Below are 20,574 nucleotides of genomic sequence, written 5' to 3'. Positions count from 1 at the left end.
TGATTATAAGAGCGGTCATCCTTGGAAAAACAGCCTATCCGATATTCTGATCGATAAAGGAGTTTTGAAATGGCATTTGAATTAACGTCCAAGCTGGAAGATCGATTTTTGCAAGCGCTCAATGAACTCGAGAGTGCAGCTTCCTTTGCTAAATCGATGTATCAAACCGACGTCTATCAGGAAGCCCAAAGATTACTGGATACAGATGAAGGACTGGATATTTTATACCGGAGTGCAAGTCGATTTGAAAAAGCCGGGGTTTTCCAGGACGGTCCATGGGAGAAAGCATCCAAGCTTCAACCGCCTCTTGTCGCGGGCTCCCTGCAGGCGAAGGGGCTGCCTTCCATCATTGAGATCCTGAGCGAACTCAGGATGCTCTCGATTGCAGAGGGTCAATATGAGCATTCCGATGTTTCGGCGGAGATGGCGCAGGATTTCCTGAACGAAGTGATGGTCCTGAACCTTAACCTCCTGTTCCCTGAAGCAACGGAAGCAGCGCGGATAGAAGGAGGGGAACAGAGTGAGAGGGCAACGGAATTATTTCACTTCCTATCCGATAAGCTGTCGTACCAAGCGCTTACGACCACACTGATCAAAGAGATCGAGCGATTGACTGCCCAACGTCCGATCATGGTGAAACGGACCGTGTCCATGATCGAGACCGCCAAAAAAATGCTACATTCCGATCTTAGTGTAGCGGAGCGCCTGGTATTGGAGAAATATGTATCGGCCATTGAAGGACCGTCCCCGCTGAGCAAAAGTATCGTCCAGCCGGGTGAATATCGTAAGAAGCTGATGGATTTGTCCCATGAGGAGCTTGAGAAGGAAGCGGTTGCCTTCGCCGGGTCCATGCGCGAAACAGGATTGGTTGCTCCCCAGCATGCGATTTTATTAAGATACTTAAGCAGGAAGGTGAAGGAACTGGTTCCTGCAGCCCTTCAATTAAATGACAAAGGAAAGGCGAACCTCGATGAACATGCGGAGCTTGTCTTTCAACTCATTAAAGTGGCGATCTATCCTGCCACAAAGCAATCGGTCTACGGGCTTGCCCTCATGCTTGAACGGGGGGTGCTTTCTTCATCACCTGTGTCACCGGGATTGAAAAGGCTGATCGAGCTTGATATCAGAGCGGAAGTAAGGAAAACCCTCCTCAATTCATGTAAGACAGGAGACGGTATTACGGCAAACTCAGTGCTCCTGGCAGGGGTCATCAATGTCCTTGGACAACCCATCGGAATCGGGCAGGGCTTGAACCCGACCTGTCAGACAGCACGCGGAATCAGTCTTTGGGCCCAACATGCCCCGGGATATTTACTTGAACTGATTCCGAGGGCGGCAAGAGACGGGGATATCGATATCATGTTTGAAGGGACGCCTGTGCACTCCAAGGATTTAAGCGGAGGGCTTGCGCCTGAGCTTCATCAGGAGCTTGATCCCGTGTCCCTCGTTCTCGTCCCTCATCTCGACCGGATTTATAGTGAAATGATGAGAAGGGTTTCCCTAAGAGGAGAGGATGGACATCGCTGGGTGAATCCTGAATTTTACGGAGATTGGGTCCAAAAGGGATTCAGCACGGTCATTGATCCATTGACGGGACTCATTTCGGATTATCCAGGGTTTGTCCGGCTGTTCTATGCGACTCATCATCCCGAATATAATGATGATTACGGGTTGATCTACCCGAATCCAGTCGGGATTTTCATCACAAACGTCCATGGGAAGCTCCTTGGATTTCACGCCGTGTCGATTCTGCGGATCACTCAGGATCCCGGGGGTGAATACCGGATCTATTTCTACAATCCGAACAACGACGGTTCGCAAAACTGGGGACAGGGGATCGAACCTTCCGTCATGGAAAACGGGGAACTGGAAGGAGAATGCTCTCTTCCGTTTCACGAATTTGTCTCGAGGCTCTATGCCTTTCACTACAACCCGTATGAACAGGGTGATGCCTTCGCAGTGGAGAATGACATAGTCGATGAAATCAAACTCCTTGCCCGTGAAAGCTGGGGAAGGGATTATACGTGGATTTGAATATGGAAGGCGTTTGAGCAGAGATGCCCAAACGCCTTTTTTTGCGTGGGATGATTCTTCCGCCACCAGCCATACTAAAGAATGGAGGTGTTACAAATGAGAAGTGGTGAAAAATCAAATGATAAACGGATCGAAGTCCCGTTAAAGCCTGAATTCACGATGAATGACCGGCTGCGTAACCCTAGCGGGGTGTATGTCCCTGGAGAGTCAGTGGAGGAGCATCATGCTGTTGAAGAAGGAAACGGGGTCATCGCAGAGAAAGTGATCGGACAAGCAAATGAGAACGGATAGGAGGGGGATAAAGTGGATATGAAGGATTTTCCTGTAGCAGAGCTGTCCAACGAAGCCTTGGATAAGGTAAAGAGTATGGAAAGTGAACTCCGCCAGCAAACAGCGGACGACATCGTCTTAATCGCCTATAAAAAAACGGAAAGCAACCCGGAAGGAGAGAGACAGAATGGATAAAGGGAACAAAGAAATGCCGGACTTCAAAGAGTTGAATGACCGGATCATAGCAGAAGAACCGAAAGGACCGCTTTTCGCCATCAAAACAAATATGGATACGCAAGGTGTAAAAGATAATCCTTATGCGACAGAAAAGGCGAGTCCTGAACAAGAGGAGAAATTACAGCAGTTTTTTGAAGATGAAGAGTTATAAGGGATTACATAAAGAAGCGCCCATCTTCCCCGATGGACGCTTCTTTGAATTTATTTAGTGCGGGATTGTTCATCAAATCATTCCTTTGATACTTTGGGCGCCGCCCAGAAGATTTATTAAATATATAAAATATAATATTTGTATCCGAGTAAATTCGGAACATTACATCTTTTCAACGGTGAAAAAAGGACTATACTAAAGAGGAAGAATAAAACAAAAACTGAAAAAGGCAAACTTGCTGAAAAGCAAGGACGCAAAGCCATGGGCCTAATCGATTCGAATGGCCGCCAGGCTGCCAGGCTCCTCATAAGAGCCCAGGCTCAGGGAAGAGGAGAAAGAGTGATGAACAAAATGTTTAAGTGGATGGGTATTTGTGTTGTACTGGTTAGTTTTATGTTTTTCCCATCAAAGGAAAAGGCAGCTGGTGAGGGCATGGGGAAAAGTACGTGGCTTTGGAATACGGTTGAAATCATTGAAAATAAAGAAGAAATCGTCGGGTTTTTAAAAGTTCATGGAGTGAACGAAGTGTATCTGCAAGTGAATCCGTCAGTAGAGAAAGAACACTATCATCAATTCATTGAAATGGCCAATTTAGAAAATATACATGTGTACGCACTGGACGGAGCGCCAAAATGGGCAACCGTTAATGGACGATCTTCCCTCATTGCTTTTTTTGATTGGCTTGAGGCATATCAGCTTGAAGCCAATGAGAGTCAGCGATTTACCGGCGTGCATTTGGATGTGGAGCCTTACCTTTTATCAGGATGGACAAGCGCCTATGGAAAGACGGTGTTGAATTATCAGAAGATGGTGATGGAAGCAGTCGATCGCTCGGATTCGCTTCAGCTTCCATTGGGAATGGATATACCGTTCTGGTTCGATGAGAAATCGTACAATAATGAATTTGGGAAAGGGAACCTTGCTCACTGGGTCATCGGAAAGACCGATGAAGTTGGGGTAATGGCTTACAGGGACCAGGCGGTGGGACCGAATGGAATCATTGAACTCATCAGGAACGAGATGGATTACGCCCTTTTTGCGGGTAAAAAGGTGAAAGCGGGGGTGGAAACCGCCCCATCTTCAGAAGGTGATTTCCTGACTTTCCACGAAGAGGGGGAAGGGTTCATGCTTGGGGAGCTGGCCCGGGTCGATGCTGAGTATGGCACATATTCTTCCTATAAAGGAATCGCCGTCCATCATTACGGAAGCTGGAAAGTCCTGTCTGAATAGATTTGATGAAGAAATGAGGAATGCACAATGTCAAGAACAGCTTTGGTTGCAGGAGCGACCGGCCTGGTCGGTTCCCACCTGGTGGAAATACTCCTAAAGAGTCCTGAATACACAAGAGTGATTTCCTTTGTGAGAAGGGATAGCGGGGTGAAGCATGAGAAACTGGATGAACGGATCATTTCATTTGAGGGGATGAAGCTTCTGCCCCATGAGGAAATTGATGATGTGTTTTGCTGCCTCGGAACCACGATTAAGAAAGCCAAGACGAAACATGCCTTTAAGAAAGTGGACTACGAGTATCCCATTCAACTTGGGAAGCTCAGGAAAGCACATGGAGCAAAGCAGTATCTCGTGATCTCCTCAATCGGTGCAAGTCCGGAATCACCGTTTTTTTATAGTAAGGTCAAAGGGAATCTGGAGAACGAATTGAAGGAGCTTCATTATCCTTCCCTCCATATATTCAGGCCATCCCTTTTATTGGGGGAGAGGCAGGAATTCCGATTTGGCGAAAAGGCCGGGGAAATCTTCTCTCGAGCTGTACGCCCTGTCATGGTGGGCAGGCTGAAACGATACAGAAGCATTCAGGGCAAACAGGTTGCCTATGGCATGTACCGGGCAGCGGTAGGGGCGTTCAATCAAGAAGTAATCATACATGAATCCGAGCAGATTCAAGAGCTTTAGGGAGTAGGGGAAAATGATGAAAGACCCGCGTCGGAAGCGGGTCTTTCATCATTATATTTGATAAAACTGTCTCAAAGCATTCATAAGGTGCTTCATGGAAGAATCTTCAGCCAGATTCACAAGCATTCCTTTAATGACGACGGGACGGGTTTCGTCTTTTTGTATTTCTTCTTTCAAGACTTCCAGGGAAATCCGGATATTCTCGTCCTCTGTCATCTCCAACGCATCCTGAATCATATGAACGAGTGTCGACTCATTGATTCTCGACGAAGAGGTAAAGTCCTTAACCAGGTCATCCAGTTTTTCAAAGGATAGCACCGGTTTATCGCCACTCTTAAGCAAACCATCCACAAGGTCATCGGTTCGTCTCAATATAAAATGGGATAGGTATGAAAAGTCCAGATCAATTTTATCCAGCATCACCAGTTCTAAATAAGAATGGAAAAAACCTTGGATCATCATGGTGATGTCCCAGAAATAGGGCTCGATCTTTTTTCCGTATATCCCGAACAATCTTCTTCTGTAATACCGGTGAGTGTTCATCTTCATCTCGCTGAGGAGATCATGGATTTCATCATTGAACGGCATGGCATTCTCCCTGATCTGCATGATGATGAACTCTTTATGTTTACAAATTTCAATCAGCTGACATTCTAATTGCTTCTGAAATTTCTCATATGGAGGCAAATCTTCGTTTTCAATCTCATTCACTTTATCCGTGATCATTTTGAAATAATAATTCATGATGGCGAGCAGCAGGGCTTCCTTTGATTTGAAATATAAATAGAAAGCCCCCTTCGATATATCACATTCATTTACGATTTCCTGCACGGAGGTAGCGTTGAACCCTTTCGTGGCAAAAAGCTTAATGGATGTTTCAATGATTAATTTTTCTTTTTCCTTCATACGTTCCTCTCCTTGATAAACTCCTTACGTATATTATGACCGATTGGTCACAAAAAATAAACCTTTTCTTTTATAAGTATATTGACTTATGACTATCCGGTCAGTTATATTAGATTGTGTTATGACTAGTCGGTCAGATTAAGAGAGAAGGGATGAATACAACGTGAACAGTATTATTAATTTCGTACTTAAGAATAAGTTTGCTGTTTGGCTGATGACGATCATCGTCATTGTGGCAGGCTTATATTCAGGATTTAATATGAAGCTCGAAACCCTGCCGAACATCAATACCCCGGTTGTCAGTGTGACAACCGTGTATCCTGGCGCCACGCCGGAAGATGTTGCAGCCAAGGTTTCAGAACCAATTGAAAAACGCTTGAAGAATTTAGATGGGGTAAATGTCGTCAGCTCTACCTCTTACCAGAATGCTTCAGCCGTTCAGATAGAATACAAGTTTTCAAAGGATATGGATGAAGCCAAGACGGAAGTGGAAGAGGCTCTTTCCGATCTTCCTTTTCCGGATGGAGTCAATGAGCCGGAAGTTTCAAGACTCAACTTCAATGCCTTTCCGGTCATCGCCCTTAGTGTAGCGAATGAAGATCAATCATTGGCACAATTGACCTCTACAGTGGAAGACACGATCGTTCCTGAACTAGAGGGAGTGGACGGGGTAGCTTCTGTCCAGGCTTCAGGTCAGCAGGTACAGGAGGCTCAGCTTGTATTTGATGAAGATAAGCTTGCTGAGTATGGTTTGACAGAAGAAACGGTTCAAAATATGATCAAAGGCTCCGACGTGACGGCCCCATTAGGCTTGTACACGTTTAAAGACAGCCAGAAATCCGTGGTAGTCGACGGAAATATCACGACGATTGAAGACTTGAAAGAAATGAAGATTCCTGTGACTCCAAGCACTGGTGGAACCTCAGCCGGAGGGCAGCAACAGCCATCCGGACAGGGCCAAGCACCTCCTGCTGGAGCAGCACCTGCAGGCATGAAGATCCCAACCATTCAACTTTCAGATATTGCTGATATAGAACTGGTTGGTAAAGCAGAATCCATTTCCAGAACAAACGGAAAAGAATCCATCGGACTTCAAGTGGTGAAAACGGCAGACGCCAATACGGTGGATGTAGTCAACGCGGTTAAAGATAAGATCAAAACGTTTGAAAAAGACATTGATGGTGTAGAAATCATTTCAACGTTTGACCAGGGGGAACCAATCGAAGAATCTGTCAGCACCATGCTGAATAAAGCGTTATTCGGTGCCGTATTCGCAGTCATTATCATCCTCCTGTTTTTACGGGATATCAAATCGACGCTCATTTCCGTCGTATCGATTCCGTTATCTTTATTAATCGCGATTTTACTTCTGAAACAGATGGACATTACCTTGAATATCATGACCCTTGGGGCAATGACGGTCGCCATAGGTCGTGTCATTGATGACTCTATTGTGGTAGTGGAGAATATTTATCGAAGAATGTCCTTGAAGGGTGAAATGCTGAAAGGAAAAGACCTGATCCGTGAAGCGACGAAAGAAATGTTCGTTCCGATCGCGTCCTCCACGATTGTCACGATTGCCGTGTTCCTTCCTTTAGGACTGGTTCAAGGAATGATCGGGGAACTATTCCTTCCATTTGCCTTAACGATTGTGTTTGCTCTACTGGCTTCCCTGCTTGTAGCCGTTACGATCGTACCGATGCTTGCCCATTCCATGTTTAAAAAAGGCGTTGGGAAGAAGCATATTGAGAAGAAAAGCCGTTTAGCGAACTGGTATAGAGGCGTATTGAATTGGACGCTGAACCATAAAATCATCACATCGATCCTGGCGATTGCCATGCTGGTCGGAAGCTTGTTCCTGGTTCCATTGATCGGTGTCAGCTTCCTCCCATCCGATGAAGAGAAGATGATCATGGCAACCTATAAACCAGAACCTGGTCAAACGGAAGAAGATGTCCAGAAAATCGCACAGGACGCAGAAGGATATTTCCAGGACCGTAAAGGAGCTGAAACCATTCAGTACTCTGTCGGCGGGGAAAACCCGATGAGTCCGGGAAGCAACAACAATGCCATCTTCTACGTCCAATATAAAGACGATACAGAGAATTTCTCTGAAGAAAAAGAAAAGGTCATCAAAGACCTGCAAAAAGCAACAGACAAAGGGGAATGGGCTTCACAGGATTTCTCTGCAAGTGCCGGCAGCAATGAAATAGTCGTGTACGTATACGGGGAAACCCTGAAAGACATCGAACCTGTTGTCAACGATATTCAAGACATGATGGAAGACAAGAAGGACTTCAAAAAAGTCGGATCTAGCATCTCTGAATCCTATGATGAGTACTCGTTCATCGCAGATCAGGAGAAGCTTAGCGAATTAGGTCTCTCAGCAGGTCAAATCGCCATGGAGCTTGGTCAGACACGCCAGCGTCCGGTCCTTACGACCATTGAAAAAGATGGCGAAGAAGTAAATGTCTATCTTGATGTGGAGAAAGAAAAGTATGAAAGCATCAACGACTTAACGGATAAGACCATCCAGTCACCACTGGGTGTGGAAGTCCCGATCAAAGACGTTGTCGAAGTCCAGGAAGGTAAAACATCCGATACCGTTTCACGACGGGACGGAAAAGTCTTTGCTCAAGTGAGTGGAGAACTGAAAACCGACGATGTGTCGAAAGCATCCCAGGATATTCAAAAAGAAATCGAAGAAATGGATATCCCATCCGGTATCGACGTGAACATGGGCGGGGTAACGGAAGACATCAAAGAATCCTTTACACAATTAGGATTAGCGATGCTTGCAGCCATTGCGATTGTTTACCTGATCCTTGTCATCACATTCGGCGGCGGTCTTGCACCATTCGCCATCCTGTTCTCACTGCCATTCACAATCATCGGCGCGTTGGTAGCGTTATTGATCGCGGGTGAAACGATCAGTATTTCCTCCATGATCGGAGCACTAATGCTGATCGGTATCGTGGTCACCAATGCGATCGTCTTAGTCGATCGTGTGATTCATAAAGAAAATGAAGGTCTATCCACACGGGAAGCTTTGCTTGAAGCCGGTTCTACCCGACTTCGTCCCATCCTCATGACGGCCATTGCCACAATCGGAGCCCTGTTCCCACTGGCACTCGGGCTTGAAGGAAGCGGATTGATCTCGAAAGGGCTTGGTGTAACCGTTATTGGCGGATTGACCAGCTCGACGCTCCTGACGCTTGTCATCGTACCGATCGTGTACGAAACCCTGATGAAAATCAAAAGGAAAATCGGTGGGCGTAAGCGTAAAGCAGTGAAAGAATAGATGGAAGAAAAAGCAGTCCTGTATGGGGCTGCTTTTTTTGGTGATGGGTGCGAGCGCTCTTTTGGGAGTACTTCCCAAAAAAACCAAGATACTTTTTAAAGTTTTCTAAAAATTAGTATTGCTTCCCTTAAAAGTCTGGACTATAATAACAATTAACGAAAGCGCTTTCGATGAAGAGGAGACAACAATGGTTACAATCTATGACTTAGCAAAACGCACTGGTTTTTCCAGTACGACCGTTTCCAAGGCTCTAAATAATTATTCCGATGTGAGCCAGAAAACAAAGAAAAAAATCCTCGATGCCGCGGCTGAAATGGGATATTTACCCAATGCCCATGCCCAGTCCCTATCGACAAAGAAATCATGGACGATCGGTGTCATGTTTGCCGAGGATAATGAGGTAGGATTGAAACATCCTTTCTTCAGTGCCCTGATTGAAAGTTTCCGCAAATATGTGGAACGGGAAGGGTATGACCTGATCTTTGCTTCACGGAATCTTAGGAACCGGGATACGAGTTATCTGGAGCATTTTTTGTACCGTGCCGTGGATGGAATCGTCGTGATTTGCTCCGATCCAAGCGACCCGCAGGTTCAGGATATGATCAATAGTCACGTTCCGATTGTCGTGATCGACATGAGCAATCAGAACTGCAGTGTGGTCTATTCCGATAACGTGGACGGTGGAAGGTTGGCCGTTGATTATCTGCATTCTCTTGGTCATACCAGAATCGCTCACATATCCGGTGATCCTTCGATCGACGCCGGAGCCCAGCGAATCAAGGGTTTTACTAAAGGCATGGAAGAGCTGAACCTTCCGATTCATCAAGGATATCTTGTGAACGGTGGAATGTTCTCTATTGAAGAAGGAAAATCGGCGATGGAAACGCTTCTCGCACTGGAAACGATGCCTACCGCTGTCTTTGTGGCAGGTGACCATATGGCCATAGGTGCCATGGAAGCCATTAAAGAAAAAGGTTTGAGGATACCTGAAGATATTTCCATCATCGGGTATGATGATATCGAGATGTCTGCATACCTCACACCAAAGCTGACGACGGTCAGACAGGACACGGACCGAATCGGTGCAAAAGCCGGACAGCTGCTGATGAAGCAGATCATCCAGAAGAAAAAGCTGCTGACAACAGAGGTCATTCCGGTGGAACTGATCATCAGAGAATCTTGTACTATAGCAAAAAAAGAAAAAAAGAAATAATCTTATATTTTTTTGGGAATTTCGAAACCGGTTTCGAAATTTTTAAATGCAACAAAACGAAACCGCTTTCGTGTCTATATTTACAAATGAAAAAGGGGGATTAAAATGAAGAAGATTTTGGCATTATTCATGACGTTTGTACTGGTAGCAGGGGTCCTTTCCGCTTGTTCGGGAGATTCCAAGTCATCTGGAAGTTCAAAGTCTGATAAAGACGTAGATTTAAAGGTGTGGTCATTCACGGATGAGCTGAAGAAGCCGATCACTAAGTTTGAAGAGAAGAACGGTGTAAAAGTAGAATTGACGATCGTTCCGATTGCCGATTATCCAACGAAATTAAAGCCGGTTCTTGAAAGCGGCGTAGGGGCACCGGACGTATTCACGGGTGAAATTGCGTTCCTTAAGCAATGGGTGGACGCAGGTTATTGGGAAAACCTATCTGAAAAACCATACAACGTAGATGAAATCAAAGATAAGTATGTTCCTTATGTATTCGACTTAGGGAAAGATAAAGATGGAAATGTAAGGGCTTTATCATGGCAGACGACACCGGGTGGAATCTACTACAAGAGAAGTATCGCGAAAGAAGTGCTTGGGACAGACGATCCAACTGAAGTAGGAAACATGATGAACTCAATGGACAACGTCTTCAAAGTGGCTGAAAAGATGAAGGAAAAAGGTTACAGCATGTTCCCTGATGAAGGCTCCATCCGTTGGTTCTCACAAGGAGATAATCCTCAACCATGGGTGAATGACAAGAATGAGCTGCAGCTGACAGATGAAAAGATCGCATATATGGACTACGCGAAGAAGTTACGTGAGAATAGCTACACAGCACTTGCACCTGAGTGGTCACCATCATGGTTCGAAGCAATGGATAAACCAATCAAGATGAAAGAAAACGGCAAGGAAAAGGAAACACAAGTATTCTCTTATGTTCTTCCTACTTGGGGACTTCACAGTGTTCTTAAAACGAACGTGAAGGAATCTGCAGGGGATTGGGCAGTGACAAATGGACCAAGCCCATACTTCTGGGGTGGGACATGGTTAGGTGTCTACAACAAATCAGAAAACAAAGAGCTTGCATATGACTTTGTGAAAATGATGACTCAGGATGATGAATTCCTGACAGATTGGGCGAAGGAAACAGGGGATGTTCTTTCCTACCTTCCTGTAACGAACAAAATCAAGGATGATTTCAGCGATGAATTCCTTGGTGGTCAAAATAACTATCAATTCTTCCTTGAACAAGCGAAAGAAATCGAGCCTGGTATCGTGACAAAGTATGACCAACAGCTTGATACATTCTTTGGAAATGCCGTTCAACAGTATGTGGATGGAAAGAAATCAAAAGACGATGCGATTAAAGAATTCTATAAAAAAGTTCAAAACGCGTATCCAGATATAAAAGTACCAAAAAACTAAACAAGTAAACATTCAATGGCAGGCGGCGCAGCTTCATGTCGCCTGCCGATAATCTATTAAACAACTAGGGGGGCTGGGGAATGAAAAAAGTAGATCGATTTGGTTATCTATTTATTGCCCCATTTTGGATTATCTTTTTAATATTCAGTATTTATCCCGTTGCGCTGACATTCTATTACAGCTTTACGAATTATTCAGGAAGCGGAACAGCAGAAGTCGTCGGTCTTGCGAACTATACCCGTTTACTCACGGACAGCTATTTTGTGGAAGCTTTTTTTAACACATGGAAAATTTGGGGGATCAATTTTGTCCTGCAAATCGGTCTGGCCCTTATACTCGCATTAATCTTCTCTGATATGAGAATGAAGTTGAAAGGTTTGGCTTTTTTCAGATCGATCTTTTATTTACCTAATTTAATCACGATTAGCTCGGTCGCCCTGCTGTTTGGTATTCTACTGGACTGGCAGCACGGATCATTAAATATGATTCTATTAAATATAGGTCTTATATCAGAACCGATTAATTGGCTGAACGAGCCCGCGACTGCACAGCTTTCTGTCTCCCTGATCCTTACCTGGATGTGGTTCGGTCATTCGTTCATTGTCGTCATGGCGGGGGTTTCCGGAATATCGAAGGACTATTATGAGGCTGCACTGATTGACGGAGCAAACAGGTGGCAGACCTTTACGAAAATCACGATTCCTTTATTAAAACCGATCTTGCTTTATATCATGATCACATCCCTGATCGGCGGTCTTCAATTATTTGATCTGCCAATGCTTCTGACGGATGGAATCGGATCTCCGGATGGATCACTGAACACGATGGTGTTGTACCTGTACAATCAAGCATTCAAATTTAACAATTATGGATACGCATCAGCTGTCGCATATGGATTGTTTGTCATTACCTTGATCTTCTCGGCGATTGTCTTCAAAGGGATGTATGGAAATGAACGCAAACAAGCAAGGAAGGTGTAAAGCATGTTGGGAAAAACAGCCGTTGAAAAAAATGTACCGACTCAAAGAGTGGAAAAACAAAAGCCGGAACTTCTGCCTCATGAGTCCAGACTTAAGACCAGAATCACCATCGTGAAGAGCATCATCTATACCCTGCTTGTAGTGATGGCGATCGTTTGCTTCATCCCGTTCCTTATGATGCTTGTGAACGCAACAAGATCAAACGAAGCGATATTGTCCGGTTTCACCTTGGTCCCTGGCAGTTCCCTGGTAGAGAACTATACCACGATGATGGACTATGTAAACATCTGGTCGGGGTTCAAGAATAGTCTGATCATCTCTGTCCTTACGACTTTATTATCAGGGTATTTCTCAGCATTGACTGCTTATGGATTTGCCTTTTACACATTCAGGGGGAAGAATTTCATGTTCGTCTTCATGCTTGTGATGATGATGGTTCCAGGACAATTGGGGCTGATCGGCTTCTACGAACTGAGTAAGAATCTGGGGATCCTTGATTCCTTCATTCCACTGATCGTTCCGGCCATTGCAAGTCCGTTTGTCGTCTTCTTCTTAAGACAATACATCCAGACGACACTTCATCCAAGCTTAATCGAAGCCGCCCGTATCGATGGGGCGAGTGAGTTCAAGATTTTCCATACGGTAGCCATTCCGATCATGATGCCGGCGGTCGCGACAATGTCGATCTTCACGTTCATCGGATCATGGAATAACTACATCATGCCACTCGTCATCCTGTTCTCACCTGAGAAATATACGCTGCCAGTATTGATGGGATTCCTTAAAGGATCTCAAGTGGCACAGAATTTAGGATCCATGTACTTAGGGATTGCGATTTCCGTTGTACCAATCATGATTGCCTTCCTATTCCTGTCAAAATATATCGTCAACAGCATTTCAGCAGGATCAATCAAAGAATAGAGGAGAGAATGACCTATGAAATTTGAGAAAACATTTACCTTTGGAACCGCCACATCATCGTATCAAATTGAAGGAGCCCATAATGAAGGAGGCAGGACACCGTCCATCTGGGATATGTTCTGTGACATTCCAGGAAAAGTATACAAACAGCATAATGGTGATGTCGCATGTGATCACTATCACCGATTCGAAGAAGACATCCAGCATATCAAACGCCTTGGAGTCGACACGTATCGCTTCTCCATTGCGTGGCCGCGAATTTTTCCTGAAAAGGGGAAATACAACCAGGAAGGCATGGACTTTTACAAAAATCTTGCCAAAAGACTTCAGGAAGAAGGCATCAAGCCGGCTGTGACTCTGTATCACTGGGATCTGCCAATGTGGGCCCATGAAGAAGGCGGTTGGGTCAACCGTGAATCGGTAGAATGGTTCATGGAATATGCCAAAGCGTGCTTCACAGAGCTTGATTCTGTCGTGGATTCATGGATCACCCATAATGAGCCTTGGTGTGCAGGATTCCTCGGTTACCATCAAGGGGTGCATGCTCCTGGTCATACCAATCTGGATGAAGCGGTGAGAGCCGTTCACCACATGCTGTTATCACACGGAAAAGCGGTAGAAATGCTGAAAAAGGAATTCAAGTCCCAAACAGATATCGGGATCACGTTGAACCTGTCTCCGGTTTACGCGAATACGGATTCCGTGAACGATCTTCTTGCTGCAAACAATGCGGACGGATATTCCAATCGCTGGTTCCTGGATCCTGTGTTCAAAGGTGAATATCCTAAAGACATGATGAACCTGTTCTCAAAATATGTTCATACGTATGACTTCATTAAAGAAGGGGATATGGAACTGATTTCAACGGAATGTGATTTCTTCGGCATCAACTATTACAGCCGCGGAATCGTCGAGTTCAGTGCTGCCAGTGACTTCATGCATAAAGGGGCTTACTCCGATTATGAGAAAACGGGGATGGGCTGGGATATCGCGCCGAATGAATTCAAAGACCTCATCCGCCGCCTGAGAGAGGAATATACGGATCTGCCAATCTATATTACGGAAAATGGAGCGGCCTATGACGACGTGTTGGAAAATGGACGTGTGCATGACCACGATCGCGTGAACTACTTGAATCTCCATCTTCAAGCGGTTTCTGACCTGAATGAGGAAGGCATGAACATCCAAGGGTATTATCTCTGGTCACTGATGGATAACTTTGAGTGGAGCTTTGGCTATGATAAGCGGTTTGGCATCCTTTACGTCGACTTCGATACACAGGAGCGGATCTGGAAAGACAGTGCCTTCCGATATGCAGAAATCATCCGGGAACACAAACAGAAGCACGGTCTTCACACAAATGCTGAGGAAGTAGCACAATGAATGTGAAGGTCATTTTGACAGCAAAAGAAACAGGAGATCGGTTCTCTGAAAAAGAACCGGTTTCCTTTTCTTCTGATCGTCCTCAATCGTCCACTCATATTCAGCTTGATCCCGAACGAACCTATCAGGAAATGCTGGGGTTTGGCGGTGCGTTCACCGAAGCGGCGGCTCACAGCCTTTCCCTCATCAGCCCGGAAAAAAGGGAAGAGATCATCAAGCGCTATTTCGATCCTGCAGAAGGCCTGGGCTACCGCTTCGGAAGGACCCATATCAACAGCTGTGATTTTTCTTTGGGAAACTATACGTATGTGGAAGAGGGAGATACATCGTTAAATACCTTTTCCATCGACCGTGAGAAGAAACTCGTGATCCCGCTCATTCAAGAAGCGATGAAAGTGGCAGGCGAAGAGCTTTCCATCGTGGCTTCCCCCTGGAGTCCCCCGCCGTGGATGAAAACGAACGGTGAAATGAATAACGGCGGGAAACTGCTGCCCGAGTTTGAGTCCGTATGGGCCGACTATTATTCAAAATATATAGAGGCCATGCAGGCAGAGGGCATCCCGATTTGGGGATTGACGATTCAAAATGAACCGGAAGCAAAGCAAGTGTGGGATTCCTGTCTGTATACGGGAGAAGAAGAGCGTGATTTCATTAAGCATCATCTGGGTCCGTCCCTTGAGAAACATGGTCATGGGGATGTGAAGGTCATCATATGGGATCATAATCGTGATGTGATTCATGAGCGCGCCAAGGCGGTCCTGTCCGATCCGGAAGCGGCTAAGTATGTATGGGGGACGGGTGTCCACTGGTACGTATCAGAGGAATTTGAAAACCTTTCGAAGGTGCATCATGATTTCCCTGATAAGCATTTGATCTTTACAGAAGGATGCATCGAAGGCGGGGTCAAACCCGGAGCATGGGATACCGGTGAACGATATGGCCGGAACATCATCGGTGACTTGAACAATTACCTTGAAGCGTGGATCGATTGGAATATGGTCCTGAATGAAGAGGGAGGACCGAACCATGTAGGGAATTACTGTGATGCCCCGGTGATCGTCGACACTGTGAACGACGAGGTGCGCTACAACAGCTCCTATTATTACATCGGACATTTCAGTAAATATATCAAAGCGGGTGCGAGGCGTATCGGCTGCAAGATTTCCAATGACGCTGTATCGGCTGCTTCCTTTAAAAATCCGGACGGGGAGATCGTCGTCATTGTGATGAATGCGAATGACCGTGAGGAAGAGATTTCCCTTGCATGCGGTGAGGGGAATTTCAGTACGACTCTTCCTTTGCATTCGATTGCCACTTTTATTATCCGTTAGTTGGAAAGCAGTCCTTTTGGGGGCTGCTTTTTATTTTGGTTGGGTGTGGGAATTATGATGGTATGTTCACTATTTGGCACAAGTTCCCCGAATCCGACGCATCACTTCCACCACCATACTTTCTCCTGCCCGCGCCCTCGTCTCATATTCCCCGGACAACCATCATAGAATAAACCATCTTACATAAAGGCAGGGTACAAGCATATGAGTCTGTTTTTAAGAGGTACATTGGTGTTGGTGGTGACGGCATTCTTAGGGGAATGTCTGGAGTTTATCATTAATATGATCCTGGCCCGGGAGCTTGGGGAAGCAGGGCTTGGCACATACATGTCGATTCTGCCGACGGTATTCCTGATCGTCATTTTATCGAGCATGGAACTGCCGATCAGCCTTTCCAAATTCTTTGCAGAAAAGGAGGAACGATATCACAGGGGGATGCTGCACTATGCTTTCAGATTTGCGGTGATCACGACATGCATTCTTTTATTGATCATGGTGATGGTTTATGCCTGGACTCCTTTATTTCAAGGATACCATCCCGGGATTCGCTGGCTCGTCCTGATCGTGATCCCGATTGTGGCCTTCACTTCCATAACAAGAGGATATTTCATGGGGATCCAGAAGATGGGGAAAATTGCAGCAGCGAATTTTCTTCGTAAAGGAATCCAGTTATTTTTATTAGTGTCAATTTATCAATTTTTATCCTTTGGCATCGATACATCCATCTTCATCGCCCTTGGGACGTTAATTGCCAGTGAAGTGGTGGTTTTTGTCTATTTGATTCATGCTTACATTCTTGAAATTAAGGGTAAAAGAAAGAACAGCCATTCTAACCTAGCCACCGGTGAAATGAGAAAGTCGGTTTTATCCGTTTCGATCCCGACCACGGTCCTTCGCATCTTTCATGCCCTGACCCATGCCATTCAGCCTTTTCTGATTAAATGGGCCCTGGTCCTTTCGGGAATGGGGGCAGTGGATGCCAATGAACATTTCGGGATGCTGGCGGGAATTGCCCTTACCATCGGATTCTTTCCTTCCTTCATCGCTTTTTCGATGCTGATCGTCCTGATCCCGACCGTATCGGAAAAAGCATCATCGAAGGACTTTGATGGGATCTTGACCCACCTTAAACAAGTGATGTGGATTACACTGGGCTACGGTTTACCGGCTGTGGGGATATACTATATTCTGGGGGACTATTTAACAGAGACGTTTTTTCACTCTGCATCCTCAGCCTATTATTTAAAGCTGCTCTGGCCGTATTTTCTGTTTCACTTCTTAGTATTCCCTCTCCAAGCCTTTTTGATTGGGTTGGGATTGGTGAAGGATGCTCTCCTTCATACGATCTGGTCGAGCATCTTTTCTTTTTCGCTCATTTACCTGTTGGGGTCCCGGTTTGGGATGGAAGGAGTCATCCTTGGCATGAACGCGGGAGCCGTTCTGATCACCATGCTCCACTATGTGACGATCTGCAGGGAACTGGAAACGACTCTTTGGTTAAAATCAGCCTTAAAAATGTAAACTATACAAAACGAATGTGCCGAAGAGAAGGCATTTGTTTTGCAATATGAGGGACGGACCTTTTATTCTATTTGTAATCTGTAACACCTACATACTATCTGCTGTTATGATGGCTAATTCAAACCCTCAAAGGAGAAAGCTATGATCGATTCTATTTTATTCAACATCATGTTAGTCGGAGTACTGGGGATCGCTTCCCAATGGGTGGCCTGGAGATTCAGGCTTCCAGCCATCGTGGTCATGTCGATTGTAGGATTGCTCGTCGGTCCGATCTTCGGCCTCATCAATCCAAAGGACGATTTCGGGGAAGTATTTAAACCCATCATATCAATGGCTGTTGCCATCATACTATTTGAAGGGAGCCTGAACCTTGATTTTCGTGAAGTGAGGGGACTTGGAAAACCGGTCTTCAGGATTGTCACGATCGGAGCCCTCCTTGCCTGGATACTGGGATCTCTCGGAGCCCATTATGTAGCCGGTTTATCCTGGGCCGTTGCCTTTGTGATCGGTGGGTTATTCATCGTAACCGGTCCAACGGTCATCCTCCCCCTATTAAGGCAGGCAAAGCTTAAACCCAGACCTGCAGCGATTCTGAAGTGGGAAGGAATCGTCGTCGATCCCTTCGGCGCATTGATTGCTGTATTTGCCTTTGAAATCATCAACTTTTTAATTAGTGATGATGTAACGGGACTTACTTTATTACTTTTCTTTGCCGCTTCCCTGTTTGCCGTCGTATTTGGATGGGCGCTTGGGAAATTCACCGGCTTTATCTTTGAAAATGGACATGTTCCGGAATTCCTTAAGTCACCTGTGGTGTTTGCCCTGGTCCTGGCCTGTTTCACGATCTCAGATCATATCACTCATGAAACCGGCCTCCTTGCCGTAACGGCCATGGGGATGACATTAGCGAATATGCATATTTCATCCATCGACGATATGCGTCATTTTAAAGAGAACATTTCGGTGCTGCTCATATCGACCATATTCGTGATGCTGACGGCTTCCTTAACCGTCGAGACCCTGTTCCAGATCTTCAATTGGAACATCGTTGCCTTCGTCCTCCTGATGCTATTCATCGTGCGGCCAATCTCCATTTGGCTCTCCACGATAGGGACGGACCTCTCCGTCAGGGAGAAAATCCTTGTCGGATGGATTGCACCGCGGGGGATCGTCGCTTTGACCGTTTCAAGTTACTTTGCGTCGGTCTTATTGGAAAAGGGATTTGAAGATGCCGCCATCCTGACATCCCTGACCTTTGCCCTTGTATTCTCCACCGTATGTGCACACGGATTCTCGATTAAATGGCTGGCGAAAAAGCTCGACCTGGCCATCAGTGAACAGCCGGGGATCATGATTGTCGGTGGAAGCAAATTCAGTACCGAGTTTGCCAAAACCCTACAGGATATGAAGATCCCTGTGCTGATAACAGATTCATCCTGGCAGCGGTTGTTTTCAGTGAGAAAAGCCGGGATCCCGTTTTACAGGGGGGAAATCCTGTCAGAGCAAACCGAATATTATTTGGACATGACTCCATATGAGTATATGATCGCCGCGACGGAGCTTGATTCGTATAACGCCCTTGTTTGTACGACCTTCGTCCCTGAAATCGGACGGAATAATTTATTTCAGCTCAGTCTACGCAGTCAGCGGGATGATGACCTGGAAGACATGGTCCATACCATCGGAGGCCGCATTCTATTCCAAAACCATGTAACGTGGGAAGAATTGAATAAACGCATCGAGCGAGGGGACGTCTTCAGGAAAACGAATATTACGGAAAAATACACCTTTGAAGAATATTTAAAAGAGCGGGATGAACATACCTTATTAATGTTTGCTCATAAACCAACGGGAAGGATCGAATTCTTCACCGAAGGCGCCTCGCCAAAGATTGAGCAGGGAGATGTGATTGTCAGCCTGACCCAGCCTTGTAAGGAAGTCAATAAGATTCAAGAGAAGCTGAATGTCCAGCGGGAAACAAAAGCGAAAGAAGACAAAAAGAAGAAAGACCAACAGAAAGAAAGCACCGACTGAGTCGGCGCTTTCTTTTACTTTTTACCCGTAAATCGTTCCCCCAGCAGCTGCTTCACTTGATTATACGTCAGACCTGAATGTGCGTTCTGACGCTTCACTTCATCAATGTCCGTCCCTGATTTCGTTACATTTCTTTTAGGCTGATTCATCCAAACACCCCCTATCACTTAATGTAAGTCATAGGGGGTGTTTCTATACGGAGGGACGGACCTTCCTTTTACTTGCCTGTACGTCTGTAGACCAGGTCAAAGATAAGGATGATGACGGCGAGGGCGTAGGCTGTATAGGAATAAGCGGAGTGATCTGCCATGTTCTTCACTCCGATGCCGATAAAGGCCCACACAAAGACGAGTGGATATAGCTTATCATGCTGTGTGATGCGGAACCAGAAGGCAAGAGCCGTTGCGACGGCCAATCCAAGGTACGCCCACACCAGGTCGGATATCCCGAATCCGTTCCAGCCGATATCCGTCAAATAATAGGTGATGTTTACAATCGTAGCGATTGAAATCCATCCTAGATAAATCGAGAAAGGGGCCGAATCCAAGAGGGATGGACCTGTGCTCTTCACCCGTTTATACAGGGCGATGAGGGTTAATAAAAGTCCGAGCATCACAAACACGGAAACGAGAAAATAATTATAGTGCCATACCAGGATCCATCCTGAATTCAAAAGGCAGCTGAGGACAAATAGACCGCTTGTTTCCTGATAAAGCGGGAGTTCACGCCTCGCTTTGGGGAATTGACGGATGATCCAGATGGCGAGGAGGAGATAAATCAGGCTCCATATGGAAAAGACGTAGCCCGCAGGCGTGATCATGATGTCCAGCCGGTCACTGATTTCTGCCGTGGATTGATTATTCAAAGGCAAGGTGACAGCGAGCGTATTCATCACGATCACTAAAGCGAAAGCTAAAATATTCAAAATCAACTTCATTGTGTATCCCCCTTTGAATGGA

General features: G+C 45.7%; 18 protein-coding genes and 1 riboswitch. Of the genes, 15 read left to right on the top strand and 3 right to left on the bottom strand.

Annotated elements, in window-relative coordinates; translation table 11 throughout:
* Positions 1–69 precede the first annotated feature (69 nt).
* The 6 genes from CN378_RS06995 (at position 70) to CN378_RS06975 (ending at position 4,603) form a co-directional block, all read left to right on the top strand.
* Positions 70–2,034, top strand: coding sequence for a hypothetical protein (locus CN378_RS06995; protein ID WP_098351182.1), 1,965 nt, complete (start codon positions 70–72; stop codon positions 2,032–2,034).
* A 96-nt stretch (positions 2,035–2,130) separates the two neighbouring features.
* Positions 2,131–2,325, top strand: coding sequence for a hypothetical protein (locus tag CN378_RS06990; protein ID WP_098351181.1), 195 nt, complete (start codon positions 2,131–2,133; stop codon positions 2,323–2,325).
* Positions 2,326–2,337: 12 nt separating this feature from the next.
* A complete protein-coding gene (locus tag CN378_RS22555) occupies positions 2,338–2,499 on the top strand; it encodes a hypothetical protein (RefSeq protein ID WP_179884831.1) in 162 nt (53 codons plus the stop codon).
* Positions 2,492–2,692 carry a hypothetical protein gene (locus CN378_RS06985; protein WP_098351180.1) on the top strand — a complete coding sequence of 67 codons (201 nt, stop codon included), beginning with the start codon at positions 2,492–2,494 and terminating at the stop codon, positions 2,690–2,692. The genes CN378_RS22555 and CN378_RS06985 overlap by 8 nt, the downstream gene beginning before the upstream one ends.
* A 218-nt stretch (positions 2,693–2,910) precedes the next feature.
* A riboswitch (cyclic di-GMP riboswitch) is annotated at positions 2,911–2,992 on the top strand.
* A complete protein-coding gene (locus CN378_RS06980) occupies positions 2,954–3,922 on the top strand; it encodes an amidase (RefSeq protein ID WP_179884834.1) in 969 nt (322 codons plus the stop codon). Its footprint overlaps the riboswitch before it by 39 nt.
* A 27-nt stretch (positions 3,923–3,949) precedes the next feature.
* Positions 3,950–4,603: an NAD-dependent epimerase/dehydratase family protein gene (locus tag CN378_RS06975; protein WP_098351178.1), complete on the top strand. Its 654-nt coding sequence runs from the start codon at positions 3,950–3,952 to the stop codon at positions 4,601–4,603.
* 51 nt (positions 4,604–4,654) lie between these two features.
* Here the strand turns inward: CN378_RS06975 and CN378_RS06970 are convergent, their stop codons facing one another.
* The gene (locus tag CN378_RS06970) at positions 4,655–5,509 is read right to left on the bottom strand and encodes a TetR/AcrR family transcriptional regulator (RefSeq protein ID WP_098351177.1); all 855 of its coding nucleotides are present in this window, start codon (positions 5,507–5,509) and stop codon (positions 4,655–4,657) included.
* A 163-nt stretch (positions 5,510–5,672) separates the two neighbouring features.
* On the opposite strand from CN378_RS06970, the gene CN378_RS06965 reads away from it, so the two are divergent.
* The 9 genes from CN378_RS06965 to CN378_RS06925 all read left to right on the top strand — a co-directional run bounded on the left by CN378_RS06965 (position 5,673) and on the right by CN378_RS06925 (position 19,615).
* Complete coding sequence (locus tag CN378_RS06965; protein ID WP_098351176.1) at positions 5,673–8,810, top strand: efflux RND transporter permease subunit; 3,138 nt, start codon at positions 5,673–5,675, stop codon at positions 8,808–8,810.
* Positions 8,811–8,997: 187 nt separating this feature from the next.
* Positions 8,998–10,023, top strand: coding sequence for a LacI family DNA-binding transcriptional regulator (locus CN378_RS06960; RefSeq protein ID WP_098351175.1), 1,026 nt, complete (start codon positions 8,998–9,000; stop codon positions 10,021–10,023).
* A gap of 105 nt (positions 10,024–10,128) precedes the next feature.
* Positions 10,129–11,445 (top strand): ABC transporter substrate-binding protein, encoded by a 1,317-nt coding sequence (locus CN378_RS06955; protein ID WP_098351174.1) that lies wholly within the window; start codon positions 10,129–10,131, stop codon positions 11,443–11,445.
* 80 nt (positions 11,446–11,525) lie between these two features.
* Complete coding sequence (locus CN378_RS06950; protein WP_098351173.1) at positions 11,526–12,425, top strand: carbohydrate ABC transporter permease; 900 nt, start codon at positions 11,526–11,528, stop codon at positions 12,423–12,425.
* A gap of 144 nt (positions 12,426–12,569) precedes the next feature.
* A complete protein-coding gene (locus CN378_RS06945; RefSeq protein ID WP_257141068.1) occupies positions 12,570–13,346 on the top strand; it encodes a carbohydrate ABC transporter permease in 777 nt (258 codons plus the stop codon).
* 15 nt (positions 13,347–13,361) lie between these two features.
* Entirely contained in the window at positions 13,362–14,729 is a 1,368-nt protein-coding gene (locus CN378_RS06940) for a GH1 family beta-glucosidase (RefSeq protein ID WP_098351171.1), read from the top strand.
* Complete coding sequence (locus tag CN378_RS06935) at positions 14,726–16,060, top strand: glycoside hydrolase family 30 protein (RefSeq protein ID WP_098351170.1); 1,335 nt, start codon at positions 14,726–14,728, stop codon at positions 16,058–16,060. The genes CN378_RS06940 and CN378_RS06935 overlap by 4 nt, the downstream gene beginning before the upstream one ends.
* Positions 16,061–16,264: 204 nt before the next feature.
* On the top strand, positions 16,265–17,581 hold the full coding sequence (locus tag CN378_RS06930; RefSeq protein WP_098351169.1) for an oligosaccharide flippase family protein: 1,317 nt from the start codon (positions 16,265–16,267) through the stop codon (positions 17,579–17,581).
* A gap of 141 nt (positions 17,582–17,722) precedes the next feature.
* Complete coding sequence (locus CN378_RS06925; RefSeq protein ID WP_179884833.1) at positions 17,723–19,615, top strand: cation:proton antiporter; 1,893 nt, start codon at positions 17,723–17,725, stop codon at positions 19,613–19,615.
* 14 nt (positions 19,616–19,629) lie between these two features.
* Here CN378_RS06925 and CN378_RS22875 read toward each other — a convergent pair whose 3' ends face one another.
* Positions 19,630–19,764 carry a hypothetical protein gene (locus CN378_RS22875; protein ID WP_098351168.1) on the bottom strand — a complete coding sequence of 45 codons (135 nt, stop codon included), beginning with the start codon at positions 19,762–19,764 and terminating at the stop codon, positions 19,630–19,632.
* A 68-nt stretch (positions 19,765–19,832) separates the two neighbouring features.
* Positions 19,833–20,552, bottom strand: coding sequence for a tryptophan-rich sensory protein (locus CN378_RS06915; RefSeq protein WP_098351167.1), 720 nt, complete (start codon positions 20,550–20,552; stop codon positions 19,833–19,835).
* Between the last annotated feature and the right edge of the window lie 22 nt (positions 20,553–20,574).

This window comes from Bacillus sp. AFS015802 (assembly GCF_002561455.1).
Taxonomy (GTDB): domain Bacteria; phylum Bacillota; class Bacilli; order Bacillales; family Bacillaceae_B; genus Rossellomorea.
Note: the sequence above shows the minus strand (reverse complement) of the source record. Positions and strands in the feature narration are given on the sequence as shown.

What these genes read in the sequence shown, in the direction of transcription:
- CN378_RS06935 (WP_098351170.1), top strand. Translation starts at nt 14,726, where the DNA reads ATGAATGTGAAGGTCATTTTGACAGCAAAAGAAACAGGAGATCGGTTC.
- CN378_RS06925 (WP_179884833.1), top strand. Translation starts at nt 17,723, where the DNA reads ATGATCGATTCTATTTTATTCAACATCATGTTAGTCGGAGTACTGGGG.
- CN378_RS06945 (WP_257141068.1), top strand. Translation starts at nt 12,570, where the DNA reads ATGGCGATCGTTTGCTTCATCCCGTTCCTTATGATGCTTGTGAACGCA.
- CN378_RS06985 (WP_098351180.1), top strand. Translation starts at nt 2,492, where the DNA reads ATGGATAAAGGGAACAAAGAAATGCCGGACTTCAAAGAGTTGAATGAC.
- CN378_RS06955 (WP_098351174.1), top strand. Translation starts at nt 10,129, where the DNA reads ATGAAGAAGATTTTGGCATTATTCATGACGTTTGTACTGGTAGCAGGG.
- CN378_RS06950 (WP_098351173.1), top strand. Translation starts at nt 11,526, where the DNA reads ATGAAAAAAGTAGATCGATTTGGTTATCTATTTATTGCCCCATTTTGG.
- CN378_RS06975 (WP_098351178.1), top strand. Translation starts at nt 3,950, where the DNA reads ATGTCAAGAACAGCTTTGGTTGCAGGAGCGACCGGCCTGGTCGGTTCC.
- CN378_RS22875 (WP_098351168.1), bottom strand. Translation starts at nt 19,764, where the DNA reads ATGAATCAGCCTAAAAGAAATGTAACGAAATCAGGGACGGACATTGAT.
- CN378_RS06960 (WP_098351175.1), top strand. Translation starts at nt 8,998, where the DNA reads ATGGTTACAATCTATGACTTAGCAAAACGCACTGGTTTTTCCAGTACG.
- CN378_RS06915 (WP_098351167.1), bottom strand. Translation starts at nt 20,552, where the DNA reads ATGAAGTTGATTTTGAATATTTTAGCTTTCGCTTTAGTGATCGTGATG.
- CN378_RS06995 (WP_098351182.1), top strand. Translation starts at nt 70, where the DNA reads ATGGCATTTGAATTAACGTCCAAGCTGGAAGATCGATTTTTGCAAGCG.
- CN378_RS06940 (WP_098351171.1), top strand. Translation starts at nt 13,362, where the DNA reads ATGAAATTTGAGAAAACATTTACCTTTGGAACCGCCACATCATCGTAT.
- CN378_RS06980 (WP_179884834.1), top strand. Translation starts at nt 2,954, where the DNA reads ATGGGCCTAATCGATTCGAATGGCCGCCAGGCTGCCAGGCTCCTCATA.
- CN378_RS06930 (WP_098351169.1), top strand. Translation starts at nt 16,265, where the DNA reads ATGAGTCTGTTTTTAAGAGGTACATTGGTGTTGGTGGTGACGGCATTC.
- CN378_RS06970 (WP_098351177.1), bottom strand. Translation starts at nt 5,509, where the DNA reads ATGAAGGAAAAAGAAAAATTAATCATTGAAACATCCATTAAGCTTTTT.
- CN378_RS06990 (WP_098351181.1), top strand. Translation starts at nt 2,131, where the DNA reads ATGAGAAGTGGTGAAAAATCAAATGATAAACGGATCGAAGTCCCGTTA.